A 21,788-nucleotide genomic window follows, 5' to 3' on the forward strand; every position below is an offset into this window, starting at 1 on the left:
GTGATCATGGAACGGGACACCGAGACGGTTCACGAGGCGTATGCGTTCGTCTGTCTGCACTGCGGACACGGCTGGGAAGAGGAGTACGAGATCCGGCACACCACGGATCTGGCCGGCCACCGGCGCGCCGACTACTTCACCCGGGGCGTCCGTGTCGCCTCCCCGCTGACCCGCGCCGACTGCCCCTCCTGCAACCGCGGCCCGATCCGGATCCTGCGCCCCGGCCGGGTGAACTCGACCCGCCCCTACCTCGCCTGAGCCTCTTCCTCGATATCTGACATAGCGTCACCATCCGGTGTGCAGCAGGTGGTTGAGCAGGAGGGCGAGTGCCGCCTGGGCGGTCAGCCATGCCCGCCGCCGGGCCGTGGGCAGCAGGGCGCAGGCGGCCGGCAGCCAGGCGGCGAACGGCAGCCAGATCCGTTCGGTCTCCGCCTTGCTCATCCCGGAGAGGTCGGCGACGAGCAGGGCGAGCAGCGCGGCCAGCACGAGGACGACCAGCCGGCCGGCGGGGTCCCGCGGCGGGCCGACGGACGGGCGGAGGCCGCGCCCGGCGGTGCGGGCCGCCGCGAGCACGCGGCGCAGCGCGGCCACCGTCGCGGGCCCGATGATCAGGACGGTGCAGGCGAGATTGGCCCACACCCAGTACGCGTACGGGCGGACCGCGGCGGCGCCCTGGTAGTAGCGCTCGACCAGCCGGAGGTACCCCTCCCACCAGGAGAAACCGGCCAGGGTGAAGGCGACGGCGACGGCCGCCGCCCCGGCCGCCACGAGGGGCAGCGGGCGCACGGTCCGGGCGAGCCAGAGCACCGCGGCGGCGATCAGCGCGATCAGGGTGAGCCCGTAGGAGAGGTAGCAGGTCAGGCCGAAGAGGAGCCCGGAGGCCAGGGCGGCGGCGGCCGGTATGGGGGCACCTCCCAGCGGTAGCTGGGGGAAGGTACGGCGGGTGGCGGCGAGGGCGAGCAGCGCCAGCGACCAGGCGGCGACGGCCGCGAAATAGCCGTCCGCCGAGGTGCCCACCCACACGGCCGACGGGACCAGGACGAGGAACGGGGCGGCCCGCCGGGCGATCGGCTCACCGGCCAGCGCCCGCACCGCGATCAGCACCGCGGCCACGGCGGAGGTGCCGACGATCAGACACCAGAGGCCGGCCCAGCCGCCCCCGCCCAGCCCGATGCGGTCCAGACCGACGAAGGTGAGCACGGCGGCCGGCGGATGCCCGGCGACATGGGCGGGCCAGTGGTCCGGGGCGTTGTTGAGGATGTGGTGGGTGAAGCCGCGCAGCGCCGGCCCGAGGTCGTCGAAGCGGTCGATGACGGTCAGGTACTCGTAGGCGGTGGTGAGCCGCCCGGCTATCCCCGTCCGCCAGCCGTCGATCATCGCCAGCGCCCCGGTCCAGGCCAGCGCACCCGCCCAGCCCAGGACGACGAGCCGCCGCCAGGGCAACCGGGCCGCGAGCGGCGGCCCGTGGACGATGACGAGCACGGCGATCACGACCGCGGCGGGGGTACCGGGCCCCAGATGCGGGGACCACGAGGCGTACAGCGGGGGCCAGTTGACATGCAGGCTGCCGTTGGCGCGCTCGATGACGGTACCGACGACGGCGGCGGCCACCACGAGCAGTGCACCGGCCGCGGCCGCCACCAGATCGAGGCGGCGCGCGGCGCGTTCTTCCGAGGTCACACGGGGCGTCTCACAGGAGGTCACGCCCGCACGCTAGGCGCCCCAGGGCGGCAACGGGCGGGCGGCGGCGGGGGCGTCATCGATCCGTCAGATTTGGCGGACGGGCGGTGTCCCGTCTTGCCTGATCCGGCTCCGAGTCGGGGCCCTGACCTCGGGACCTGTGCGCGGCCCTCAGTCGAGGCAGAACTCGTTGCCCTCGACGTCCTGCATCACGATGCACGACTCGTTGAACCCATCGGCTCGCATGACCCGCACGCATACCGCGCCGAGCGCGACCAGTCGTGCGCACTCGGCCTCCAGTGTGGCGAGGCGCTCTTCCCCCACCAGCCCGGTGCCGGCCCGCACATCGAGATGAACCCGGTTCTTGACGACCTTGCCCTCGGGAACGCGCTGGAAGAACAGCCGCGGGCCCACGCCTGAGGGGTCGATGCAGGCGAACGCCGAACCCTGCTGCTCAGCCGGCAGCGAGCGGTCGAAGTCGTCCCACGTGGCGAACCCCTTCGGCGGCGGCGGTACGACGTACCCCAACACCTCGCACCAGAAGCGAGCGACGCGCTCAGGTTCTGCGCAGTCGAAGGTGACTTGGAACTGCTTGATCGACGTCATCGGCACACCATAGCGGCGCGTGCTGTCACCGAGCCCCTGGGATGTCACTTCGTCGCGCGGGCCGCGCTCCCGCGACCCCACCGCCGCGTCGCAGCGCCACGAAGCAGCGCCCGGTGTCCGGGGCCTGGTGGGCCGGGTGGGGTGCGGTCCACTGTTCGGTGGGGGTCCAGGCGGTGGCGGAGGCGTAGCGGAGGAGTGCGGGGGTGCCGACGCGGGCCCAGGGGAAGGGGGCGTCCAGGGGGTGGTGGGTGGGGGAGCTGCCCTCGACCCGTACCTGGACCCGTTCGTCGACGTCTGCCGGGGTGGTCTCCACGATGAGCAGGCCGTGCGGGGCGAGGAGTTCGGCGGTGCGGGCGAGGAGGGCGTGCGGGTCGCCGCCGATGCCGATGTTGCCGTCGAGGAGCAGGGCGGTGTCCCATGTTCCCTCTCCCGGGAGGGTGTCGAAGACCGAGCGGTGCAGTGCGGTGCCGCCGATGGCGGTGGTGCGGGCCACCGCGGCCGCGCTGACGTCGATGCCGAGGGCCCGCCGGCCCTGCGCGGCGAGCGCGGCGACCAGCCGGCCGGGGCCGCAGCCGATGTCGAGGACGCTGCCCGCGCAGCGGCGCAGCGCCGACAGATCGGCGGCGTCCGCTCCCGCGCACCAGCGCTCGACCTCCAAGGGCAGCAGCCAGCCGTCACTGCGGCGCAGGAAGAGCGGGCCGCGGCCGCTGCGCAGCGCGTCGGCGTACGGGTCCGCGCCCCAGGAGACGGTGTCGCGCCGGTCGGGGTGGGTCGTGGGCGGCACGGTGGTGCTCATCGTGCGGTGACCGGGGACAGCCGGGCCAGGGTGGCGGCGAAGCGGCCGGCGGGTGCGGCGGAGGCGACGTGGTGTGCGTCGTCCGCGGTGTCGACATCGCGCAGCGGCGGCAGCTGCCGCACCCGGAGTCCGGCGGCGGTCAGCCGGGCCCGCTGGGCGGCGCCGGTGTGCTCGGTGGACATCGGCACGCCGCGCAGCAGCCGGGGGTCGGGGGTGGCCAGGCCGAGCGCCCAGAAGCCGCCGTCCTCGGCCGGCCCGAACCAGGCGTCGCAGCCGTCCCAGGCACCGGACTCCAGTGCCGGGGCGAGGAGTTGCGGGGTGATCTGCGGGGTGTCCATGCCGAGGAGCAGGGTCGGGCCCGTGCTGCCGGCGAAGGCCGCGGCGAGTCGCTCGTCGAGGCCACCGGGGCACTGCGGCCGGACGTCGAAGCCGGCCGGCAGCCAGCTCCCGGGGCGGCCGGCCAGGACGAGCACCCGCCGCCGGGCGGGCATGGCGCGTACGGCCCGGAGGGTGTCGTACAGCGCGGCCTCGGCCAACTGGGCGGCCTCGTCCGGGGTGTAGGGCGGGGTGAGCCGGGTCTTGACCCGGCCGGGCACCGGTTCCTTGGCGATGACCAGGACCGTGGTGGGACCGGCCGGCGCCGGAGAGACTGCGGGCAGGATCATCGGGCCGTCTCCTCCGTACGGGGTGCGAGCGGCGGCTGCCGGAGAACGGCGCGCATGTCGCGCACCGCGTGCCAGGTGCCGCGCCAGGTGCCGGTGACCTTCGAACGGCCGGTGCGCGGCCGGTAGGGCACCGCGCGCTCCTCGACGCGCCAGCCGGCGTCGGCGGCCCGGACGACCATCTGGAGCGGGTAGCCGCTGCGGCGGTCGGTGAGGCCGAGTCCGAGCAGCGCGGTGCGCCGGGCGGCGCGCAGCGGGCCGAGGTCGTGCAGGCGCAGTCCGGTGCGGCGGCGCAGCATCCGGGCCAGCACGATGTTGCCGGCCCGCGCGTGCGGCGGCCAGGCGCCGCGGCCCTGGGGACGGCGGCGGCCCAGCACCAGATCGCTGGTGCCGTCGTGGACCGCGTGCACGAACGGGACGAGGAGCGCGGGGTCGAGGGAGGCGTCGCAGTCGCAGAAGCAGACGATGTCCGCGTCGGCGGCGAGCAGTCCGGCGTGACAGGCGGCGCCGAAACCGCGGCGCGGCTCGTGCACCACGGTGGCGCCCAGATCGCGGGCCACCTCGGCGGAGCCGTCGGTGGAGCCGTTGTCGACGACGATCGCCCGCCAGCCGGCCGGGATGCGGGACAGCACCCAGGGCAGCGCGGCGGCTTCGTCGAGACAGGGCAGTACGACGTCCACCAGGGCGGGCCGGCGGACGGGGGGTGGGTAGTGGCTCACGCGTTCACCTGCGTATCAGAGGCGGACAAGGGGAGTTGGGGGGGTGCGGGCGGGGACGGCGGCCGGCACGGCATGCGGGTCATCCCGCCGGGGCCGCCCGCATGCCCTCGCGGGCGAACTCCGTCATCCCCGCCGCGAATCCGGTGGCCGCCCGCCAGCCGAGGTCCTCGGCGATCCGGTGCGAGGACGCGGTGATGTGCCGTACGTCGCCGAGCCGGTACTCCCCCGTCACCACGGGCGCCGGGCCTCCGCACGCCGCGGCCAGGGTCCGCGCCATCTCGCCGACGGTGTGCGGCACTCCGCTGCCCGTGTTGTAGGCGGTCAGGGCGCCCGCGGGCCGGTCCGGCAGGGCTTCCAGTGCCACGGCGTTGGCCGCCGCGACATCCCGCACATGGACGAAGTCACGCCGCTGGCCGCCGTCCTCGTAGACCGTCGGCGACTGACCGCGGGCCAGCGCCGAGCGGAAGAACGAGGCGACCCCGGCGTACGGGGTGTCGCGCGGCATCCCGGGCCCGTAGACGTTGTGGTAGCGCAGCGCGACGGCCCGGCCGCCGGTGGCGCGCGCCCAGGAGGCGGCCAGATGTTCCTGGGTGAGCTTGGTGGCCGCGTAGACGTTGCGCGGGTCGGTGGGGGCGTCCTCGCCGACCATGCCGGGCCGCAACTCCGCGCCGCAGTGCGGACAGCGGGGCTCGAACCGACCGGCGGCCAGGTCGGCCACCGCCCGCGGGCCGGGCCGCACCACCCCGTGGCGGGCACAGGTGTAGCGCCCCTCCCCGTAGACCACCATCGACCCGGCGAGCACCAGCCGCCGCACCCCGGCCGTGGCCATCGCGGCCAGCAGCACCGCCGTGCCCAGGTCGTTGCAGCCCACGTAGTCGGGCGCATCGGAGAAGTCCTTGCCGAGGCCCACCATCGCCGCCTGGTGGCAGACCGCGTGCACGCCCCGCAGGGCGTCGTCGACGGCCGTCCGGTCCCGTACGTCGGCGACGATGCGTCGCTCCCCCGGGCGCGGGGGCGGGGGTTCGGGGTGTGCCGAGGGCAGCAGCGCATCGAGGACGACGGGTTCGTGCCCGCGCGCCAGGAGCGCCTCGACGACCTGCGATCCGATGAATCCGGCGCCGCCGGTGACCAGTACACGCATGCCGGTGACGCTAGACGCGGCGGCGCGTTCCGGCCCGTGTTCGGGACGGCGCGTCATGGGTCCGTAAGATCCGCGGCCGGTCCGGCGGGGGTGCTTTCCGGGCGGGCGGTGCCACTGCGATTCGGTAACAGCACGCATTCGAGGTATTTCGGTACGGCATATGTTGCCTATGCTCAGTTCGAGGGCCGGGGGCCGCTTTCGGACATTCCGGCGGCCGACGGCCCTCTTGCCCGATCACTTCACCTGACACCGTCGGAGAACACCTTGGCCGTGGACGAAGGGGAGCAGCGGACCGGCGCCCGCGCGCTGGCCGTGCTCCCGTACGCGGTCATGGCCGTGGTCACCACGGTCGATCTGACCGCGGGCCCGGGGGTCGGCTTTCTGCCCCTGGTGTCGCTGGGCCCGGCGTTCGCGGGGCTGGTCGGCGGCTGGCGGCGGACGGCCGTGGTCGGCCTGACGGCGTTCGTGCTCTGCCTCGTCCTGGGCGTCCACAGCGAGCTGTTCGAGAGCCGGCGCGGCCTGACCGCCCTGCTGTCGGTGGCCGGGGTGACCGCGGCCGGGGTGGCCGCCGCGGTGATGCGGCAGCGGCGGGAGGCCGAACTGGCCAGCGTCCGCTCGATCGCCGAGGTCGCCCAGCGGGTGCTGCTGCGCCCGGTGCCGCGGGGCGCGGGCCCGCTGCGGATCGCGGTCTCGTACACCTCGGCGGTGGCCGAGGCCCGGATAGGCGGTGATCTGTACGAGGTGGTGACCTCGCCCGCCGGGGTGCGGATCATCGTCGGCGATGTGCAGGGCAAGGGCCTGGAGGCCGTGGAGAGCGCGGCGGTGGTACTGGGGGCGTTCCGGGAGGCGGCACATGACGAACCGGATCTGCCGGCCGTCGGCGAACGGGTCGAACGGGCGCTGAACCGCCATCTGTCCGGGGAACGGTTCGTCACGGCGGTGCTCGCCGAGATCGGTGACGGTCCGCGGGCCACCCTGCTGAACTTCGGCCATCCGGCGCCGCTGGTCGTCCGCCCCGACGGCACGGTCGGCTTCGCGTCCCCGCCCGACCGCGCCCTGCCGCTCGGCCTCACCCTGCACGGCGCCGCCGCCCCGGCCCCCTACGAGGTGCCGTTCACCCCCGGCGACCAGTTGCTCTTCTACACCGACGGGGTCACCGAGGCCCGTGACGCGGCGGACCGCTTCTACCCCCTCGACGAACGCGCCGCGCTGCTCAAGGACCCCGACCCGGAGGCCGCGCTGCGCTCGGTGCGCGAGGACCTGGTCGAGCATGTCGAGGGGCCGCTGCACGATGACGCGGCGATGCTGCTGGTCCGCTACCGGTAGAGCCGGTGAACGGGCCTCAGCCCAGCGGCAGCCCCGTGTAGTTTTCCGCCAGCTCCGCGGCGGCATGCGGCGAGCCGGCGATCCGGTCGAGCTGGGAGTGCTGGAGCCGGGTGTCGAACGGGCTCTGGTCCGGGGCGGTGTGCAGGGTCGTCGTCATGAACGCCGAGAAGTGTTCGGCGCGCCAGACCCGGCGCAGACAGGTGTCGGAGTAGGCGTCGAGCAGGTCCGTGGAGCCGGTGCGGTGCAACTGGTCGAGGGCGCGGGCCAGGACGGTGACATCGGCGACGGCCAGGTTGAGGCCCTTGGCCCCGGTGGGCGGCACGATGTGCGCCGCGTCGCCGGCCAGCAGGACCCGTCCGTACCGCATCGGTTCGGTGACCGAACTCCGCATGGGCAGCACCGCCTTGGCGCTGAGGGGTCCGCGCGCGAGTTTCCAGGGGCCGTCGATCGCGGCGCGGGCCTCCAGTTCGTCCCAGATGCGCTCGTCGGGCCAGTCGGCGGGATCGGTGCCGTTGGGGACCTGGAGGTAGAGCCGGCTGACGGTCGGCGTACGCATGCTGAACAGCGCGAAGCCGCGTGCGGAGTGGGCGTAGATCAGCTCCTCGTGGGAGGGCGGGACCTCGGCGAGCACCCCGAGCCAGGAGTAGGGGTAGCCGCGGGTGTAGGTACGGCGGACGCCCTCCGGTACGGCCTCCCGGGCCACACCGTGGAAGCCGTCGCAGCCCACGACGTAGTCGCAGGTCAGGGTCTGCTCGCGGCCCTGGTGGTGGTAGCGGACGGCGGGGCGGCCGGTGTCCGCGCCCGTCACCGCGAGCGCCCGCGCCCCGAACAGCAGCGGTGGCCCGTCCGCGAGCTGGAGGGCGATCAGGTCCTTCACCACTTCCGTCTGGGCGTAGACCATGACCCGGCGGCCGCCGGTCAGCGCGGGGAAGTCGAGGCGGTGGGCGCGCCGGTTCCAGCGCAGCTCGATGCCGTCGTGGACCAGGCCCGTCCGGTCCATCCGCGCCCCCGCCCCGCAGGCGCGCAGCACATCGACGGTGCCCTGTTCCAGGATGCCCGCGCGCTGGCGCCGTTCGACATAGGAGCGGTCGCGGCTCTCCAGGACGACGCAGTCGATGCCGGAGCGGTGCAGCAGCCGCGCGAGCAGCAGCCCGGCCGGGCCGCCGCCGATGATGCCGACCGTGGTGTGGCGGGGGTGGGTCACTGGGCCGTTCCTTCCGCGGGGTGGGGTGCGGGTGCGCCGGGGCCGGGGGCCGCGGCCGGGGAACCGTGGTCCGGGTGGGCCGCGAGGTGGGCGAGGAGGGCGTCCCGCACCGGGGCGGGGCGTTCCACGTTGGCGAGATGGGCGGCGCCGGGCAGCTCCAGCAGGCGGGCGTCCGCGATGCCGTCGGCGAGTTCGCGGGCGTGCGCGGGCGGGGTGGCCGGGTCGTCGCGGCCCGCGACGACGAGCGTGGGGGCGGTGATCCGGGCCAGGCCGGCGCGCAGGTCGTATGCGGCGAGGGCGTCGCAGCAGGCCGCGTAGCCGGCGGGCGTCACCGTCCGGCGCACCGCCCCGACCAGCGCCCGGGCCTGCGGGGTGCCCGCGAAGGCCGGGGTGAACCAGCGGCCGGCGGCGGCGTCGGCGATCGGTCCGAGGCCCGTTTCCCGCACCAGCGCGGCCCGTTCGTGCCAGCCCGCCGGCTCGCCGAACCGTGCGGAGGAGCAGAGCAGGGCGAGCGAGGCGATCCGCTCGGGGTGGTGGGCGGCGAGCCAGGCCCCGACGGCGCCGCCGAGCGAGATCCCGGCGTAGGCGAACCGGTCGATGCCCAGGGCGTCGGCGAGGCCGAGCACCAGCCGGGCCAGGCCGGGGACGGTGGTGGTGGGGGCGGGCCCGGCGCCCAGCACCCCGGCGGGGGTGCCGCCGTGGCCGGGGAGGTCCCAGCGGATGACGCGGTGGTGCCGTGCCAGGGACCGGAGTTGGGGGTCCCAGACGGCGAGCGAGGTGCCGAGCGAGGGGCCCAGGAGGAGCGGCGGGGCGTCTTCGGAACCGTCCGCGGTGTGGTGCGGGAGCGGGGTGGCGGGCGGCTGGGTCATGCGGACTCCTGTGGGTGGTGCTCGGTGCGTTCCAGTGCACGGTCCACGAGGGCGCCGGCGGAGCCCAGGTAGCCAGTGGGGTCGAGGAGTTGGCGCAGCCGCGACGGGGACAGGGCCGGGGCCTCGCGCGGGGTGGCCGGGGCGCCGGACGGGGCGGGCCGGTCCCCGTCACGGGCCGTGGGCGGAGCCTCGTGCAGCACCTCGTCCAGCGCCGCCGGCAGCGCGATGCCCCGCTCCGCGGTGCGCCGGGCCGCCGTGTCCAGGAGGCGGCGGGCCTCGGCGCGGCCGGTCAGCGCGCTGAGGGCGGCGACCAGGCGTTCGGTGACGATCAGACCGCCGGTCGCGTCGAGGTTCTGCCGCATCCGGTGCGGGTGGACGCGCAGTTCCGCGGTGAGTACGGCGGCGTCCCGGGCCGCGCCGCCGGTCAGCCGCAAGGCGTCCCGCAGCGGCTGCCATTCGGCGTGCCAGGCGCCGGCCGGGCGTTCGTCCTCGGCGGCCAGCGCGCCGTACAGCACCGCGGCGAGCCCGGGGACCTGCCGGGCGGCGGCCGCGATGAGCGTGGCGCGCACCGGGTTGGTCTTGTGCGGCATGGCGGAGGAGCCGCCGCCGCTGCCCTCGGTGAGTTCGCCGAGCTCCGTGCGGGAGAGGGTGAGGACATCGGCGGCCGCCTTGCCGAGGGCGCCCGCGGTGAAGGCCAGCGCACCGGCGAGATCGGCGACCGGGGTGCGCAGGGTGTGCCAGGGCAGGGCCGGTGCGGCGAGCCCGGTCTCGGCGGCGTAGCGGGCGAGGAGCCGGGCCCCCAGGTCGGGAGCGGGCGGCGGGCCGTCGTCCGCCGCGTAGGCGTGGAAGGCCGCGAGGGTGCCGGCCGCGCCGCCCAGTTGCACCGGCAGCGCGGCCCGTACGGACGCCAGCCGGTCATGGGCGTCGAGCACCAGGCCGCGCCAGCCCGCGGCCTTGAGGCCGAAGGTGGTCGGCACCGCGTGCTGGGTGAGGGTGCGGCCCGCCATGGGGGTGTCGCGGTGCTCGGCGGCGGTGCGGCGCAGCGCGGCGGCGGTGCGGGTGAGGTCCGGCAGCACGGTGTCCAGGGCGCGGGCGCAGACCAGCATCGTGGCGGTGTCCAGGATGTCCTGGCTGGTGGCGCCCCGGTGGACGTAGGCGGCGGCCTCGGGGTCGCGGGCGGCGACGGCGGCCGTCAGGTCGGCGACGAGCGGGACCACGGGGTTGCCCGCGGCACGGGCGCGCAGCGCGAGGGCCCGGGGGTCGTAGCGGTGGGTCTCGGCGGCCGCGGCGGTGACGGCGGCGGCCGCGGCCTTTGGTGCGAGTCCCAGGGCGGCCTGGGCACGCGTCAGCGCGGCCTCGGCGTCGAGCAGGGCCCGCAGATATCCGGCGTCACCGGTGGCGGCGGCCACGGCGGAGCCGGCCCAGGACGGCGCCAGCAGCCCCAAGTCGGCTGACTCGTCCGGCTGTTGTGCCGCCGTATCCGGTGCGCGGCACGGCAGGTCATCGGTAGGCAAGGAAGACCGTCTCCTCGTGTGTGCCGTCCGCCGACCGCTGGAGCCGGATGTCGAAGCGGTACCGGCCGGGGCCGTCGGGGCGGGCCAGCAGGGTGTCCGCGCGCTGCGCGGGAAGCCGCGCGAGCAGCGGGTCGGTGGGCCGGTCCGCCGCTTGCCCGGGGAAGTAGACGCGGGTGAACAGGTGGTGGAGCAGACCGCGGGCGAAGAGGCACACGGCGAGGTAGGGCGCGGCGTCCGGGCGCCCGGCGGGGGCGGTGGCCGGCCGGGTGTGGACGGCGTAGCGCCCGTCGGCGTCGGTGGGGACCCGGCCGAAGCCGGTGAAGTCCACCCCGTTGCGGCCGAGGACCGCGCCGGTGGCCGGGTCCCGGCGCAGCGAACCGGGCGCGCCCGTACGGCCACCGTCCGGGCCCGCCTGCCAGAACTCCAGCAGCGCGTCCGGCACCGGGGCGCCCTCCCCGTCCCGTACGCAGCCGTGCACGGTGACCGTGCCGGGGTGGCCGACGGGGGCGATCTGCCCGCCACCGGGGAACGGGAGGGCGTAGCCGTAGAAGGGGCCGATGGTCTGTGCGGGGGTCGGGGCGAGCGATCCGGCCGGGGCGCCGGACCGGTCGTGGCGGGGGGTGGCGCGGGGCATCAGCGGCCCTCCTCGATCCAGGTGGCGGACGGGCCGTCCAGGACCACGTCCCAGCGGTAGCCCAAGGACCTCTCGGGGACGGTCAGTTCGTGATCGTAGGTGGCCACCAGGCGGGCGCGGGCCGTGGAGTCGGTGACCGAGGCGAGGATCGGGTCGTAGGGGAAGAGCGGGTCTCCGGGGAAGTACATCTGGGTGATCAGCCGCTGGGTGAAGGCCGATCCGAAGAGCGAGAAGTGGATATGGGCCGGGCGCCAGGCGTTGTGGTGGTTGCGCCAGGGGTAGGCGCCGGGCTTGACGGTGGTGAACGCGTACCGGCCCGTGTCATCGGTCAGACAGCGGCCGACTCCGGTGAAGTGCGGGTCGAGCGGGGCCGGATGCTGATCCCGCCGGTGGGCGTACCGACCGGCGGCGTTGGCCTGCCAGATCTCGACGAGCTGGCCGCGTACGGGGCGGCCGGTGCGGTCCAGGACGCGGCCGGTGACGGTGATGCGTTCGCCGAGCGGTTCGCCGGTGTGCTGCCGGGTGAGGTCGGCGTCCAGGTCGGTGACGTCCGTGACGCCGAAGACGGGGCCGCCGAGCTCCACGGCCTCCGGGTCGGTGAGATGGTCGATCTCCACCGGCGGGCGGCGGGGGTGGCGGGCGGTGCTGCTGCGGTAGGGGGCGAAGTCCCGGGCGGGGTGGTCCGGGGCCGGGGCGCCCGCCGCCCGCTCCCGTTCGGCGGCGGCGTGCCGGGCGGCGATCTCCCGGCTGATGTCGGCCGGGGTGGGGAGCGGCGGGGCGGCGGGCGCCGGCCGGGGCGGGGGTGCGGTGGGCATCAGGCGTCCTTCCGGGAGTGGCGGGGCGGTGCGTCCGCGGCGGCCGCCTTCAGGGCCCGCAGGGCGGCGAGTTCGGCGGCGGTGGGCGGGTCCGTGACGCCGATCCGGTCGGCCGCCCTGAGGTCCCAGCCGGTGGCCGCCCGGACCTGATCGACCGTCACTCCCGGATGCAGCTCGGTGAGGACGAGTTCCGCGGTGTCCGGGTCGGGGCGCAGCACGCCGAGGTCGGTGATGACCGCCGTCGGACCGGCGCCGGGCAGTCCGAGCGCCGCCCGGTCGCCGGGGCCGGCACCGTGGCCGAGGGTGGTCACGAAGTCCAGCGCCCCGACGAAGTTGCGGCGGCGGTGCCGCAGGACCATCAGCACCTGCCCGCAGTTGGCGGCGATTTCGGGGGCGCCGCCCGCGCCGGGCAGCCGCCCCTCCGGCCTGTCGGGGCCCCGGTCGACGACGGTGGTGTTGATATTGGCGAACCGGTCGACCTGTGCGGCACCGAGGAAGCCCACGTCGATCCGGCCGCCCTGTAGCCAGTAGTTGAACATCTCCGGCACCGACACCACCGAGTCCGCGGTGTCGGCCAGTTCGCCGTCCCCGATGGACAGCGGCAGCCGGGTCGGCTTGGAGCCGAGGGTGCCGGACTCATAAACCAGCACGAGCTCTGGATTGACCGTACGGCGGGCGAGGTTGGCGGCCGTACTGGGCAGCCCGATCCCGACGAAGCAGGTCCGCGCCCCCGCGAGCGCACGGGCGGCATTGACCTCCATCAGCTCGTCGGGGGTGCAGTCGGGGGCGGCCTCCGGGGTGCGGTCGGGGACGGTCTCCGGGGCGCGCTCAGGGGCGGAACCGGGGGCGCGCTCAGGGGTGCCGGCCGGAGCGGCGGCGGCGCCCCCGGCCCCAGGCCCGACTCCGGCCCCGACCCCGTCACCGACCCCGTCACCGTCTCCGTAACCCACGCTTCCGTCCCCCACAGCCGCTCCCCGCGCCCCGTCCCCCTCCCCCCGCACGCACTCCGCCAGCCACCGCCCGAACGCCGCCCGGTCCCGGGCGATGCCGTCCCACTGCCGGTAGTAGGCGTTGTCCCGGACCGAATAGCCGGCCGCGTACGACGGATGGGCGCCGCCGGGGACCAGCGCGACCGCGTCGACGACCCAGGCGGGCAGGACGACGGAGCCGGGGCGCGGCTCCAGGGTGCCGACGATCTCCTCGACGGTGACCAGGACGCGCCGGGCGGCGAGGGCCGCCTCCTTCTGCACCCCGGTCAGGCCCCACAGCTGGACGTTGCCGGCCCGGTCCGCCTGTTGCGCGTGGATGACCGTGACATCCGGATTGAGGGCGGCGACGGCGGCCAGTTCCTCACCGGTGAACGGGCAGACGACAGTGGAGACCGTGGGCGTACGGGCCGGGATGTCGCTGCCCCGGTAGCCGCGGAGCACCGCGAACGGGAGCCGGGCCGCGCCCGCGGCATAGCGGTTGGCCATCCCGGCGTGACTGTGCTCGTCGATCTCCAGCGGGGCGGGCCAGCCGTGCTCGACCGCGTCCCGGAAGCGGTGCAGCGAACCGACGCCCGGGTTGCCGCCCCAGGAGAAGACCAGCTTCCGGGCCGCGCCCGCGCCGATCAGCTGGTCGTAGACGACATCGGGGGTCATCCGGGCGAGCGTGAGGTCCTTGATGCCCTGCCGGATGATCTCGTGCGCGGCGGCGAACGGGATGAGGTGGGTGAACCCCTCCAGCGCCACGGTGTCGCCGTCATGGATCAGCTCCGCGACGGCCTCGCGCAGGGAACGGATGTCGGCCATGTCCTCGCCCTCGGGTCATCCCGGGGCCGGGCCTCAAGAGCCGCCCCGCGGCGGGTTGTTCGCATAGTGAACTTAAGTTCATAATGCCGTGGTCCTGAGTTTGGCCCCGGTCCCCGGCCCTGTCAACGGTGCGCCGGGTACGGTTCCGACGAGATCGACGCTCCAGGGAGAGGCCATGACCCACCCCGCCGCCACCGCCCCGTCAGCGCCGCCGCCACCGGAGGCGGTGGGGCCGCTGATGCGCAGCCTGTCCGTGCTGCGGGAGCTGGCGGCCGGCGGCGGGCGGCGGTCCGTCGGCGATCTGGTGCGCGACACCGGCCTCGCCCGCTCGACCGTGGACCGGGTACTGAGCACCCTCACCCGGCTCGGCTACGTACGGACCGAGGGCCGGGACGCGGTGCTCGCGCCGCGGCTGCTGGAGCTGGGCAACGCCTACCTCGCCGCCTCCGAACTCCCCGACCGGCTCGGCCCGCTCGCCGACCGGCTGGCCGACGAGCTGGACGAATCGGTCTCGCTGGCGGTGCCGGACGGCGACGGGGTGCGCTTCGTCCACCAGGCGACCCGCCGCCGCGCCATGTCGCTGGCCTTCCGCATCGGCGATCTGCTGCCCGCCGAGCGGGGCGCGCCGGGCGCGCTGTTCGCGGACGGCTGGGACGAGGCGGACTGGCAGCGGTGGCGGGCGCGCCGGGCGGCCGACCCGACGGACGCGGGCTTCCCGGCCGTCCCGCCGCGGCGCGCCGAGGACGCGGCGGACGGCGCCGCACCGGGCGCGGACTTCGTGGCACGGGTGGCCGCCGCCCGCACCGCCGGCTGGTCCCTGGACGATCAGCTCATCGAGCCGGGGCTGGTGGCCGTGGCCGTGCCCGTACAGGACCCCGAAGGCCGCCCGGTCTGTGCGCTCAGCGTCGTCAGCCACACCAGCCGGCTGAGCGCGGACGCGCTGCCCGGCGCGGTGCTCCCCCGTCTGCGCGAGACGGTCTCCGCCATGGAGGACGCGCTACGGGCGCCCCGGAAAGGCCCGGTCCCCGACGCTGCCCCCGGCCCGTCCCACGCCACCTGGATGCGCGCGTCCAAGCATGAACTGGGCCCGGAATTCGTCGAATCGATGGCCCGTGGGCTGATCACCCTCACCGCCTTCGGCACCGGCCGCGCGGCGCTCCCGCTCACCGCCGTGGCGGAGGCCACCGGCCTGGCCCGCGCCACCGCCCGCCGGGCCCTGATCACCCTGGAACACCTCGGCTACCTCGCCACCGACGGAAAGCTCTTCCGCCCCACGCCGAAGGTGCTGGAGCTGGGCTTCGCCCACCTCTCGGGCCTCACCCTGCCCGACATCGCCCGGCCCCATCTCGCCTCGCTGGTCGAGCGGGTGCACGACTCCGCCTCGATGGCGGTGCTCTCCGGCGACGACATCCAGTACGTCGCCCGGGTCCCCACCGTGCGCATCATGAGCGTCAACATCACGCTGGGCACCCGCTTTCCGGCGTATGCGACCTCCATGGGCCGGGTGCTGCTCGCCGGACTGCCCCCGGCCGAGCGCTCCGCCCGGCTGGCCCGCCTGCGCCCGGAGCCGCTCACCCGGCACACCGTGACGGACCCCGAACGGCTCCGCGCGCTCCTGGAAGAGGCCCGCTCGGCGGGCTACGCCCTGGTCGACGAGGAGCTCGAAGAGGGCCTGCGCTCGCTCGCCGTCCCCGTCCACGACCGCACCGGCCGGGTCGTCGCCGCCGTCAACGTCTCCACCCACGCGGCCCGCCGCTCCCCCGACGAGGCCCGCGAGGCCCTGCTGCCCGCCCTGCGCACCGCCGCCGCCGGCATCGAGGCCGATCTGTGGGTGGCGGGGCGGTACACACGGATTCCGGTGCAGTGACCGCCCCGGCACTCCCCTACGGGGTCCCGCCCCGGCCGTCCCCTACGGGGTCCCCTGAGGCAGCGTCAGCACCGATCCAGTGTGCAGGGTGAGCCGTACCGGCACGAGCCGGGTGGCCTCGACCGACGATTCCCCGGTGCCGGGGCTGCGGGCGTAGCGCGGATGGGCGCCGCCGCTGATCTGGAGGCGTATCCGGTGCCCGGCGGCGAAACGATGGGCCGTGGAGCTCATCGGCACGGTGGCCTCCGAGGGGGTCTCCCCGCTCGTCCGCACCCGCGTCAGCCCGTCGCAGACGTTGCTGGACCGGCCCCGGGCGTCCACGTCGCAGAGACGGGCGAAGACCTCGGTGTGGCCGGTGTCGGTGGCGATCCGCAGTCGCGCGGAGACCGGCCCCACGACATCGACGGGCTCGGTCAGCGGCGGGCCGGTGAACGTCAGGACGTCGTCCCGCGCCTCCAGGGCGGTGTTGTCACCGACGCCGGCGCCGCGGGACACCGACGGCCCGCCCACGGACGGGGTGGGATCGGCCGGGTCGTAGCGGAAGGACGCCAACGGGCCGTCCACCACCGGTGACTGCCCGCTGAGCGCGCCGTTCTCCGCCGGGAACCAGGCGGTCGTGGCGGGGGCCGGCGGCCAGTCGTCGAGGTCCCGCCAGGCGTCCTCGCCGCCGACATGGACCCGTACGGGGGTGGGGCGCAGCCCGGCGGGGTCGCCGCACAGATGCGCACGCAGCCAGGCGAGGCTCTCGGCGAAGACCTCGGGCCAGCCCTGCTGCATCGCGGAGGTGTGCGTCCAGGGGCCGACGAGCAGGGACGACGCACATCCGGCCCGCCGCAGCCGGGCGAACTGCTGGAAGGTCTGGTCGGCCAGCCCGTCGTGCCACCCGGTGATCAGCGCGGTGGGCACGCTCAGCCGTTCCGCCGCCTCCGCCACGGACGCACCGTGCCAGTACGGGTCCTCGGCGTCCGGGTGGCTCATCACCTCGTCCAGCCACGGCACTTCACCGAGGGCGGACTCATACGCCCGGCGCAGCGGCCGTGCGCCGGTGATGGCGCGCATCCGGCGCTGGAGGCGCAGCGTCGCCCGCACGAGGGGCAGCATCCCCTGGTGCTGGTAGGTCATGCCGACGCCGACGGCGAGTGCGTTCTCCAGGAGGAACCCACCGCCCGCGTGGAAGAGGGCATGCGGGTCGTGCAGCCCGACCTGGACCACCATCGCCTTGAGCTCCGGCGGCGGGTCCAGGGCGAGCGCCCACTGGACATATCCCAGGTAGCTGGGGCCGATGGTGCCCAGCGTTCCGTTGAACCAGGGCTGTTGCCGCAGCCAGGACACGGTGGCCTGACCGTCGGCGGCCTCGTTGCGCCAGAGGTCGAACCGGCCGCCCGACCCGGCGGTGCCACGACAGCTCTGGAGGACCACATGGAAGCCCTGTTCGGCGAAGAGCACACCGAACAGGGGCGACCAGGGCACGCCCCTGCCGTAGGGCGAGCGGACGAGCAGGGTGGGGAAGTCGCCCTTCGTACGGGGGAAGTAGTGATCCGTACGCAGGGGGCTGCCGTCCGCGGCCGGCACCTCAAGGCCCGGCTCCCGGCCGACCTCGTGCTGCTTGGCCGGGAGTCCGCGCCAGGTCGCCCGCATCAGCCGCGAGGACAACGGCGGCTTCCCGGACGGCGCGGCCCAGTGGGACCTCGGTACGACGTCATGCGTGTGTGGCGTCATGTCTTCCCCTCACCTATTCTCGTACGTTGCACGAGAATACCGGACGCCCGACTGGTTTCCACAACTCCGGGCGCCGGAGCGGGACATGAGGCCGCCCTCGGGGGCGCGCACGCGGCGACGGTGCGCGGCGCCCGGGGTCAGTCCAGGTCGTAGCGGAAGGTGTAGGGGACGGACGAGGCGCCGGGTCCGGTGGTGAAACCGCCGGTCCCGCGCAGCCCGGTCAGCTCCCCGGTGCCGCTTCCGGGCACGACCTCGAAGGTGCAGCGCACGGAGCCGTCGGCACCGAACGAGCCGCGTTCCTCGACGACGAAGGCGCCTTCCCGCCCGTCGAGCCGCCCGGCCAGCATCTCCATACCGGTGAAGGTGCCGGTCTTCTCCGTGACGTAGACGATGCTGTATTCGCAGGTGGTATCGACGGCCTCGATGCCGCCGGAGAAGGTGTTGGTGACGGAGGCGTGGGCGATCCTCGGGCTCACTTCACTCGAACCGACCGCCCTCTCCTCCCAGTTGGCGAAGGTGAACTGGCCGGTGGTCTGCACGGGCATGGAGGTCCTCTCGGTCGGCCGCACGGGTTCTTGCGTGCGGTGCGTGGCCAGCCTGAGGGCCGTACCTGACACCTCCTGTCAGGTACGCGGGACAATCTCCGGATGCGTGCCGACCGGCTTCTCTCCCTGCTTCTGCTGCTCCAGAACCGCGGGCGGATGACCGCTCCCGAACTCGCGGCGGAACTGGAGGTGTCGGTCCGTACGGTCCACCGGGACATCGAGGCGCTGCTCGCCTCGGGAGTCCCGGTCCGAGCCGACCGCGGGCCCGCCGGCGGCTACCGCCTGATGGACGGATACCGCACCCGGCTGACCGGGCTCACCGACGCCGAGGCCGCCGCGCTCTTCCTCGCCGGAGCGCCCGGGCCGGCGCGGGAGCTGGGCCTGGGCGCGGTGCTGGCGACCGCGCAGCTGAAGGTGCAGGCCGCTCTCCCGGCCGAACTGGCCGAGCGCACCCGCCGCATGCAGGACCGGTTCCACCTGGATGCGCCCGCCTGGTTCCGGGACGCCGATCCGGCGCCCCATCTGGCGTCGGTCGCGCAAGCGGTGTGGGAGCAGCGGATGCTCCGTGTCCACTACCGACGCTGGAGCGGTGAAATCCACCGGGAACTCCATCCGCTCGGCCTCGTCCTCAAAGGCGGCCTCTGGTACCTGGCGGCGCTTGCGGACGGGGCCGTACGGACCTACCGGATGGCACGGTTCCTGGCCGTGGACCTCACCGGAGAGCACTTCGAGCGGCCGGCCGGATTCGCCCTGGCCGCCTACTGGGAGGAGGCTTCCCGCCGCCTGGAGGCCACGCTGCACCAGGGAACCGCACGGCTGCGGATCTCACCCCTGGCGCAGCGGCTGCTACCGGCGCAGTTCGGCGCCGCGGGCGCACGGGCCCTGGAGAGCGCCGGGCCGCCGGACCACGAGGGCTGGGTACAGGTGGAGCTACCGGTCGAAGGGACCGCCGTGGCGGTCAGCGACCTGCTCAGGCTCGGCACGGAGGCAGAGGTGCTCGGCCCCTCCGCACTGCGGCAGGCCCTCGCCCAGGCCGTGGCCGTACTCGCGGACCGCTACGCGACGGAACCCTGAACCCGTCCTGGGCGCTGCTCTCCTGGTCGTGGCAGCGGCGCCGGCATCGCGTACCGGGCCGGCGTCCCGGCACCCGGACCCGGGCGGCCTCCCGCTCACCGCTCCACGCCGGCCACCTCCGGCACCGACGCGCTAGCCGCCGGGCGCCCGAGGCGCCGGGCGAGCGGTACCGCGCCGATGGCGAGCGCACCCAGCAGACCGGCCAACGCGAAGACGGTGAAGCCGAGTTGGCTGTTGGCGGTCGCGGCGAGGACGCCGCCGAGCCAGGGGCCGACGACCGCGCCGGTGCGGCCGATGCCGGTGACCCAGCCGAGGCCGGTGGCCCGTTCGGTGGGCGGATAGACGCGGTGGGTGGCCGCGTACACCATCACCTGTGCGCTGAAGAGCCAGACGCCGGTGACGGCGACGACCACGTAGGTGGCGCCGAGCGGCAGCCGCGCCCCGAGGAGCAGGGCGCCGACGGCGGTCAGCAGGAACCAGAGGGCGGAGATCCGGACCGGGCCGTAGCGGTCGCCGAGGCGGCCGGCGATCAGCAGGCCGGCGATCCCGCCCGCGTTGATGATGAACAGGAAGCTGACCGAGGACGTGAGGCCGTACCCGGAGGCGCGCATCATCTGCGGCAGCCAGGTACTGACGCCGTACACCAGGAGAAGGCCGCAGAACGAGGCGAGCCACAGCAGCGGGGTGGCCAGGCGGACGCCGGGGCGGAAGAGGGCGAGGACCGAGGCGAGGCGGCCCTTGGCGCCCTGGGCCGGTGCGTCGGCGAGGACGGGCGGGGCCATGCCGTAGCGGCCGGCGACCGCCGCGGCCTCGGCGGTACGGCCCTTGGCGAGCAGCACACCGGGCGACTCCGGCAGCAGGCGCAGCAGCAGCGGGGCGGCGACGAACGCGGGCAGCGCACCGACCCAGAACACCCACCGCCAGCCGTGCGTGGGGGCGAGCGTCAGCCCCAGGACCGTCGCACCCATGGCGCCAGCGTGGTACGAGGTCATCAGCAGCCCGGTGGCGAGGGCGGCCCGGCCGCGCGGCGCGAACTCCATCACCATCGACAGGCAGATGGGCATCAGGCCGCCGAGCCCCAGACCGGCGAGGAAGCGTCCGGCGCCGAACAGGCCGGGCGAGCCGGCGAGCGCGCACGCCGCCGAACCGGCGGAGAACACCAGCACCCCGGCGACGAGGACGGGACGGCGGCCGAGCCAGTCGGTGAGGGTCCCGGTGCTCAGCGCACCGATCAGCATGCCGAGGGTGACCCAGCTGCCGATCGTGCCGGCCATCGCGGGGGTGAGGCCGAATGCGGGGTCGTCGAGCATATGCGGCATGACGGCGCCGTAGATGCTGACGTCCATCCCGTCGAAGAAGACGGCGAGCCAGCACAGCGCCAGGACGGGTGCGACGGAACGGAAGGTGTGGCCGCGGGCGGCGGAGGGCGGAAGACCGGTGGAGGACGTGCCGGTGGGAGACATGGGGACCTCGGATTCACGGATCACGGTGCGATACCAGCGGGAAGTTCGCCTGGTGAACTTTCGTTCGCCGAACGGTCGGCAAGGATCATCTGCCCGGGTTCGGTGGGTGTCAATGGCTCGCGCATCGTGCATCGTGCAGGGCTTCCCGCGCCGTCGCGCGCGGCGCACCGCGGCCGTGTGCGGACGTAGGCGGCCGTATGCGGCCGGACGAGTGACGCCGGGTCAGCCGTCGCGGCCGTCGCCCCGGCCCTGGCCGCCGCCCGCGCGGCCGTCACCGCCCTCGCCGTGGCCCTCGCCGTGGCCGTCCCCGTGACCCTCGCCCTGGCCCTCGCGGCCCTCGTCGTCCGCCGCGGCGCCGTCCGCCTCGCCGGTGTCCGGCGTCGCCCCGGTCTTCGCGGCCATCCGCCGGGCGATCTCCTCGCGCGCCGCGGCCGTGGCGACCGACGGCCACACCCGGTCGAGCGAGGCATTCATCGCGGCACCCACCAGCACCGCGAAGGCGGACACCCCGATCCACAGCAGCACGGCGACCGGCGCGGCCAGCGAGCCGTAGATCGTGGGCCCCTCGACCGTCGAGGTGAGGTAGAGCCGCAGCAGAAAGCTGCCGAGCAGCCACATGCCGAGCGCGACCACCGCGCCGGGGATGTCCTCCGGCCAGGGCGAACGGACCGGTACGGAGGCGTGGTAGAGGGTGGTGAGGAAGGCGACCGACAGCAGCAGGACGACCGGCCAGTACAGCGCCCGGATGACATGCTCGCTGGCCGGCAGCCAGCTCACGACGGTGTCGGGGCCGGCCACCATCAGCGGCAGCGCGACGGCGCCGACCAGCAGCGCGGCGAGGTAGAGCACGAACGCCAGCAGCCGGGTCTTGACGATGCCGCGCCGCCCGTCGAGCCCGTACATGATGGTGATGGTGTCGACGAAGACATTCATCGCCCGGGAGCCGGACCACAGGGCGATGGCGAAGCCGAAGGAGATGACGTCCGGGCGGCGGCCGGTGAAGACATCGTTGAGCAGCGGCCGGGCGATCTCGTTCACGCCCTTGTCGGACAGCACGGTGCCGGCGCCGTCGAGGATGCGCTGCCGGACGCTGTTGATGGTGTCGTGGCCGATCCAGGCGTCCGTATAGCCGAGCACACCCAGGAGCCCCAGGATCAGCGGCGGCAACGACAGCAGGCTCCAGAACGCGGCCTCGGCGGCCAGACCGGTGACCCGGTACTTCATGCAGGAGTTGACGGTGTCCTTCAGCAGGAGCCAGGCGAGCCGGCGCTTGGAAACGTTGCGGTAGAGGGCTCGGGCCTTGGTCAGACGGCCCGCGGGCCGCTCGGTTGGTTCGTTCTCCGGCTGCACCTCCTTACCGT

General features: G+C 74.8%; 20 protein-coding genes and 1 pseudogene. 4 read left to right on the top strand and 17 right to left on the bottom strand.

What is annotated here, in order from left to right; all coding sequences use genetic code 11:
- Nucleotides 1-6: 6 nt before the first annotated feature.
- Complete coding sequence (locus ACFWJW_RS05290) at nucleotides 7-258, top strand: hypothetical protein (RefSeq protein ID WP_042160019.1); 252 nt, start codon at nucleotides 7-9, stop codon at nucleotides 256-258.
- A 27-nt stretch (nucleotides 259-285) separates the two neighbouring features.
- Here ACFWJW_RS05290 and ACFWJW_RS05295 read toward each other — a convergent pair whose 3' ends face one another.
- The 6 genes from ACFWJW_RS05295 to ACFWJW_RS05320 form a co-directional block, all read right to left on the bottom strand.
- Nucleotides 286-1,704 (bottom strand): hypothetical protein, encoded by a 1,419-nt coding sequence (locus ACFWJW_RS05295; protein ID WP_387235183.1) that lies wholly within the window; start codon nucleotides 1,702-1,704, stop codon nucleotides 286-288.
- A 147-nt stretch (nucleotides 1,705-1,851) separates the two neighbouring features.
- Nucleotides 1,852-2,286: a VOC family protein gene (locus ACFWJW_RS05300; RefSeq protein WP_387235186.1), complete on the bottom strand. Its 435-nt coding sequence runs from the start codon at nucleotides 2,284-2,286 to the stop codon at nucleotides 1,852-1,854.
- Nucleotides 2,287-2,311: 25 nt separating this feature from the next.
- On the bottom strand, nucleotides 2,312-3,082 hold the full coding sequence (locus ACFWJW_RS05305; protein WP_387235189.1) for a class I SAM-dependent methyltransferase: 771 nt from the start codon (nucleotides 3,080-3,082) through the stop codon (nucleotides 2,312-2,314).
- Complete coding sequence (locus tag ACFWJW_RS05310; protein WP_387235192.1) at nucleotides 3,079-3,747, bottom strand: DUF2064 domain-containing protein; 669 nt, start codon at nucleotides 3,745-3,747, stop codon at nucleotides 3,079-3,081. Before ACFWJW_RS05310 ends, ACFWJW_RS05305 begins: the two co-directional genes overlap by 4 nt.
- Nucleotides 3,744-4,463, bottom strand: a complete 720-nt coding sequence (locus tag ACFWJW_RS05315; RefSeq protein ID WP_387235194.1) for a glycosyltransferase family 2 protein — start codon at nucleotides 4,461-4,463, stop codon at nucleotides 3,744-3,746. The genes ACFWJW_RS05310 and ACFWJW_RS05315 overlap by 4 nt, the downstream gene beginning before the upstream one ends.
- 79 nt (nucleotides 4,464-4,542) lie before the next feature.
- Complete coding sequence (locus tag ACFWJW_RS05320) at nucleotides 4,543-5,604, bottom strand: NAD-dependent epimerase/dehydratase family protein (RefSeq protein ID WP_387235197.1); 1,062 nt, start codon at nucleotides 5,602-5,604, stop codon at nucleotides 4,543-4,545.
- A gap of 330 nt (nucleotides 5,605-5,934) precedes the next feature.
- On the opposite strand from ACFWJW_RS05320, the gene ACFWJW_RS05325 reads away from it, so the two are divergent.
- Nucleotides 5,935-6,930, top strand: a complete 996-nt coding sequence (locus tag ACFWJW_RS05325) for a PP2C family protein-serine/threonine phosphatase (protein WP_387235819.1) — start codon at nucleotides 5,935-5,937, stop codon at nucleotides 6,928-6,930.
- 16 nt (nucleotides 6,931-6,946) lie between these two features.
- Here the strand turns inward: ACFWJW_RS05325 and ACFWJW_RS05330 are convergent, their stop codons facing one another.
- The 7 genes and pseudogenes from ACFWJW_RS05330 to ACFWJW_RS05360 all read right to left on the bottom strand — a co-directional run.
- Nucleotides 6,947-8,134, bottom strand: coding sequence for a 4-hydroxybenzoate 3-monooxygenase (locus ACFWJW_RS05330; protein ID WP_387235199.1), 1,188 nt, complete (start codon nucleotides 8,132-8,134; stop codon nucleotides 6,947-6,949).
- Nucleotides 8,131-9,003, bottom strand: a complete 873-nt coding sequence (gene pcaD, locus ACFWJW_RS05335) for a 3-oxoadipate enol-lactonase (RefSeq protein ID WP_387235202.1) — start codon at nucleotides 9,001-9,003, stop codon at nucleotides 8,131-8,133. The genes ACFWJW_RS05330 and pcaD overlap by 4 nt, the downstream gene beginning before the upstream one ends.
- The gene (gene pcaB / locus ACFWJW_RS05340; protein ID WP_387235822.1) at nucleotides 9,000-10,448 is read right to left on the bottom strand and encodes a 3-carboxy-cis,cis-muconate cycloisomerase; all 1,449 of its coding nucleotides are present in this window, start codon (nucleotides 10,446-10,448) and stop codon (nucleotides 9,000-9,002) included. The genes pcaD and pcaB overlap by 4 nt, the downstream gene beginning before the upstream one ends.
- A 55-nt stretch (nucleotides 10,449-10,503) precedes the next feature.
- The gene (gene pcaG / locus ACFWJW_RS05345) at nucleotides 10,504-11,151 is read right to left on the bottom strand and encodes a protocatechuate 3,4-dioxygenase subunit alpha (protein WP_387235204.1); all 648 of its coding nucleotides are present in this window, start codon (nucleotides 11,149-11,151) and stop codon (nucleotides 10,504-10,506) included.
- On the bottom strand, nucleotides 11,151-11,966 hold the full coding sequence (pcaH, locus tag ACFWJW_RS05350; protein ID WP_387235206.1) for a protocatechuate 3,4-dioxygenase subunit beta: 816 nt from the start codon (nucleotides 11,964-11,966) through the stop codon (nucleotides 11,151-11,153). The genes pcaG and pcaH overlap by 1 nt, the downstream gene beginning before the upstream one ends.
- Nucleotides 11,966-12,727 carry a CoA-transferase subunit beta gene (locus ACFWJW_RS05355; protein WP_387235825.1) on the bottom strand — a complete coding sequence of 254 codons (762 nt, stop codon included), beginning with the start codon at nucleotides 12,725-12,727 and terminating at the stop codon, nucleotides 11,966-11,968. The genes pcaH and ACFWJW_RS05355 overlap by 1 nt, the downstream gene beginning before the upstream one ends.
- Before the next feature lie 231 nt (nucleotides 12,728-12,958).
- Nucleotides 12,959-13,759: pseudogene (locus ACFWJW_RS05360) on the bottom strand (CoA transferase subunit A); the annotation flags it as partial.
- Nucleotides 13,760-13,934: 175 nt separating this feature from the next.
- Here ACFWJW_RS05360 and ACFWJW_RS05365 point away from each other — a divergent pair.
- Nucleotides 13,935-15,626 carry an IclR family transcriptional regulator C-terminal domain-containing protein gene (locus ACFWJW_RS05365; RefSeq protein WP_387235209.1) on the top strand — a complete coding sequence of 564 codons (1,692 nt, stop codon included), beginning with the start codon at nucleotides 13,935-13,937 and terminating at the stop codon, nucleotides 15,624-15,626.
- A 42-nt stretch (nucleotides 15,627-15,668) separates the two neighbouring features.
- On the opposite strand, the gene ACFWJW_RS05370 is transcribed toward ACFWJW_RS05365, so the two are convergent.
- A complete protein-coding gene (locus ACFWJW_RS05370) occupies nucleotides 15,669-17,345 on the bottom strand; it encodes a CocE/NonD family hydrolase (RefSeq protein ID WP_387235211.1) in 1,677 nt (558 codons plus the stop codon).
- A 137-nt stretch (nucleotides 17,346-17,482) separates the two neighbouring features.
- A complete protein-coding gene (locus ACFWJW_RS05375) occupies nucleotides 17,483-17,890 on the bottom strand; it encodes a DUF3224 domain-containing protein (protein ID WP_387235213.1) in 408 nt (135 codons plus the stop codon).
- 102 nt (nucleotides 17,891-17,992) lie between these two features.
- Here ACFWJW_RS05375 and ACFWJW_RS05380 point away from each other — a divergent pair, with 102 nt between their 5' ends.
- On the top strand, nucleotides 17,993-18,964 hold the full coding sequence (locus ACFWJW_RS05380) for a helix-turn-helix transcriptional regulator (protein ID WP_387235216.1): 972 nt from the start codon (nucleotides 17,993-17,995) through the stop codon (nucleotides 18,962-18,964).
- A gap of 95 nt (nucleotides 18,965-19,059) precedes the next feature.
- Here ACFWJW_RS05380 and ACFWJW_RS05385 read toward each other — a convergent pair whose 3' ends face one another.
- Both ACFWJW_RS05385 and ACFWJW_RS05390 read right to left on the bottom strand, forming a co-directional pair.
- On the bottom strand, nucleotides 19,060-20,451 hold the full coding sequence (locus tag ACFWJW_RS05385; protein WP_387235219.1) for an MFS transporter: 1,392 nt from the start codon (nucleotides 20,449-20,451) through the stop codon (nucleotides 19,060-19,062).
- A 198-nt stretch (nucleotides 20,452-20,649) separates the two neighbouring features.
- Complete coding sequence (locus ACFWJW_RS05390) at nucleotides 20,650-21,777, bottom strand: YihY/virulence factor BrkB family protein (RefSeq protein ID WP_387235222.1); 1,128 nt, start codon at nucleotides 21,775-21,777, stop codon at nucleotides 20,650-20,652.
- Nucleotides 21,778-21,788: the final 11 nt, after the last annotated feature.

This window comes from Streptomyces sp. NPDC127097 (assembly GCF_042724075.1).
In the GTDB taxonomy this organism is placed as follows: domain Bacteria; phylum Actinomycetota; class Actinomycetes; order Streptomycetales; family Streptomycetaceae; genus Streptomyces.

Bases quoted from the DNA above. Each gene is read 5' to 3' on its own strand.
- pcaH (WP_387235206.1), bottom strand. From the start codon at position 11,966: ATGCCCACCGCACCCCCGCCCCGGCCGGCGCCCGCCGCCCCGCCGCTC.
- ACFWJW_RS05325 (WP_387235819.1), top strand. From the start codon at position 5,935: ATGGCCGTGGTCACCACGGTCGATCTGACCGCGGGCCCGGGGGTCGGC.
- ACFWJW_RS05290 (WP_042160019.1), top strand. From the start codon at position 7: ATGGAACGGGACACCGAGACGGTTCACGAGGCGTATGCGTTCGTCTGT.
- ACFWJW_RS05300 (WP_387235186.1), bottom strand. From the start codon at position 2,286: ATGACGTCGATCAAGCAGTTCCAAGTCACCTTCGACTGCGCAGAACCT.
- ACFWJW_RS05305 (WP_387235189.1), bottom strand. From the start codon at position 3,082: ATGAGCACCACCGTGCCGCCCACGACCCACCCCGACCGGCGCGACACC.
- pcaD (WP_387235202.1), bottom strand. From the start codon at position 9,003: ATGACCCAGCCGCCCGCCACCCCGCTCCCGCACCACACCGCGGACGGT.
- ACFWJW_RS05380 (WP_387235216.1), top strand. From the start codon at position 17,993: ATGCGTGCCGACCGGCTTCTCTCCCTGCTTCTGCTGCTCCAGAACCGC.
- ACFWJW_RS05355 (WP_387235825.1), bottom strand. From the start codon at position 12,727: ATGGAGGTCAATGCCGCCCGTGCGCTCGCGGGGGCGCGGACCTGCTTC.
- ACFWJW_RS05375 (WP_387235213.1), bottom strand. From the start codon at position 17,890: ATGCCCGTGCAGACCACCGGCCAGTTCACCTTCGCCAACTGGGAGGAG.
- ACFWJW_RS05370 (WP_387235211.1), bottom strand. From the start codon at position 17,345: ATGACGCCACACACGCATGACGTCGTACCGAGGTCCCACTGGGCCGCG.
- ACFWJW_RS05310 (WP_387235192.1), bottom strand. From the start codon at position 3,747: ATGATCCTGCCCGCAGTCTCTCCGGCGCCGGCCGGTCCCACCACGGTC.
- pcaG (WP_387235204.1), bottom strand. From the start codon at position 11,151: ATGCCCCGCGCCACCCCCCGCCACGACCGGTCCGGCGCCCCGGCCGGA.
- ACFWJW_RS05365 (WP_387235209.1), top strand. From the start codon at position 13,935: ATGACCCACCCCGCCGCCACCGCCCCGTCAGCGCCGCCGCCACCGGAG.
- ACFWJW_RS05320 (WP_387235197.1), bottom strand. From the start codon at position 5,604: ATGCGTGTACTGGTCACCGGCGGCGCCGGATTCATCGGATCGCAGGTC.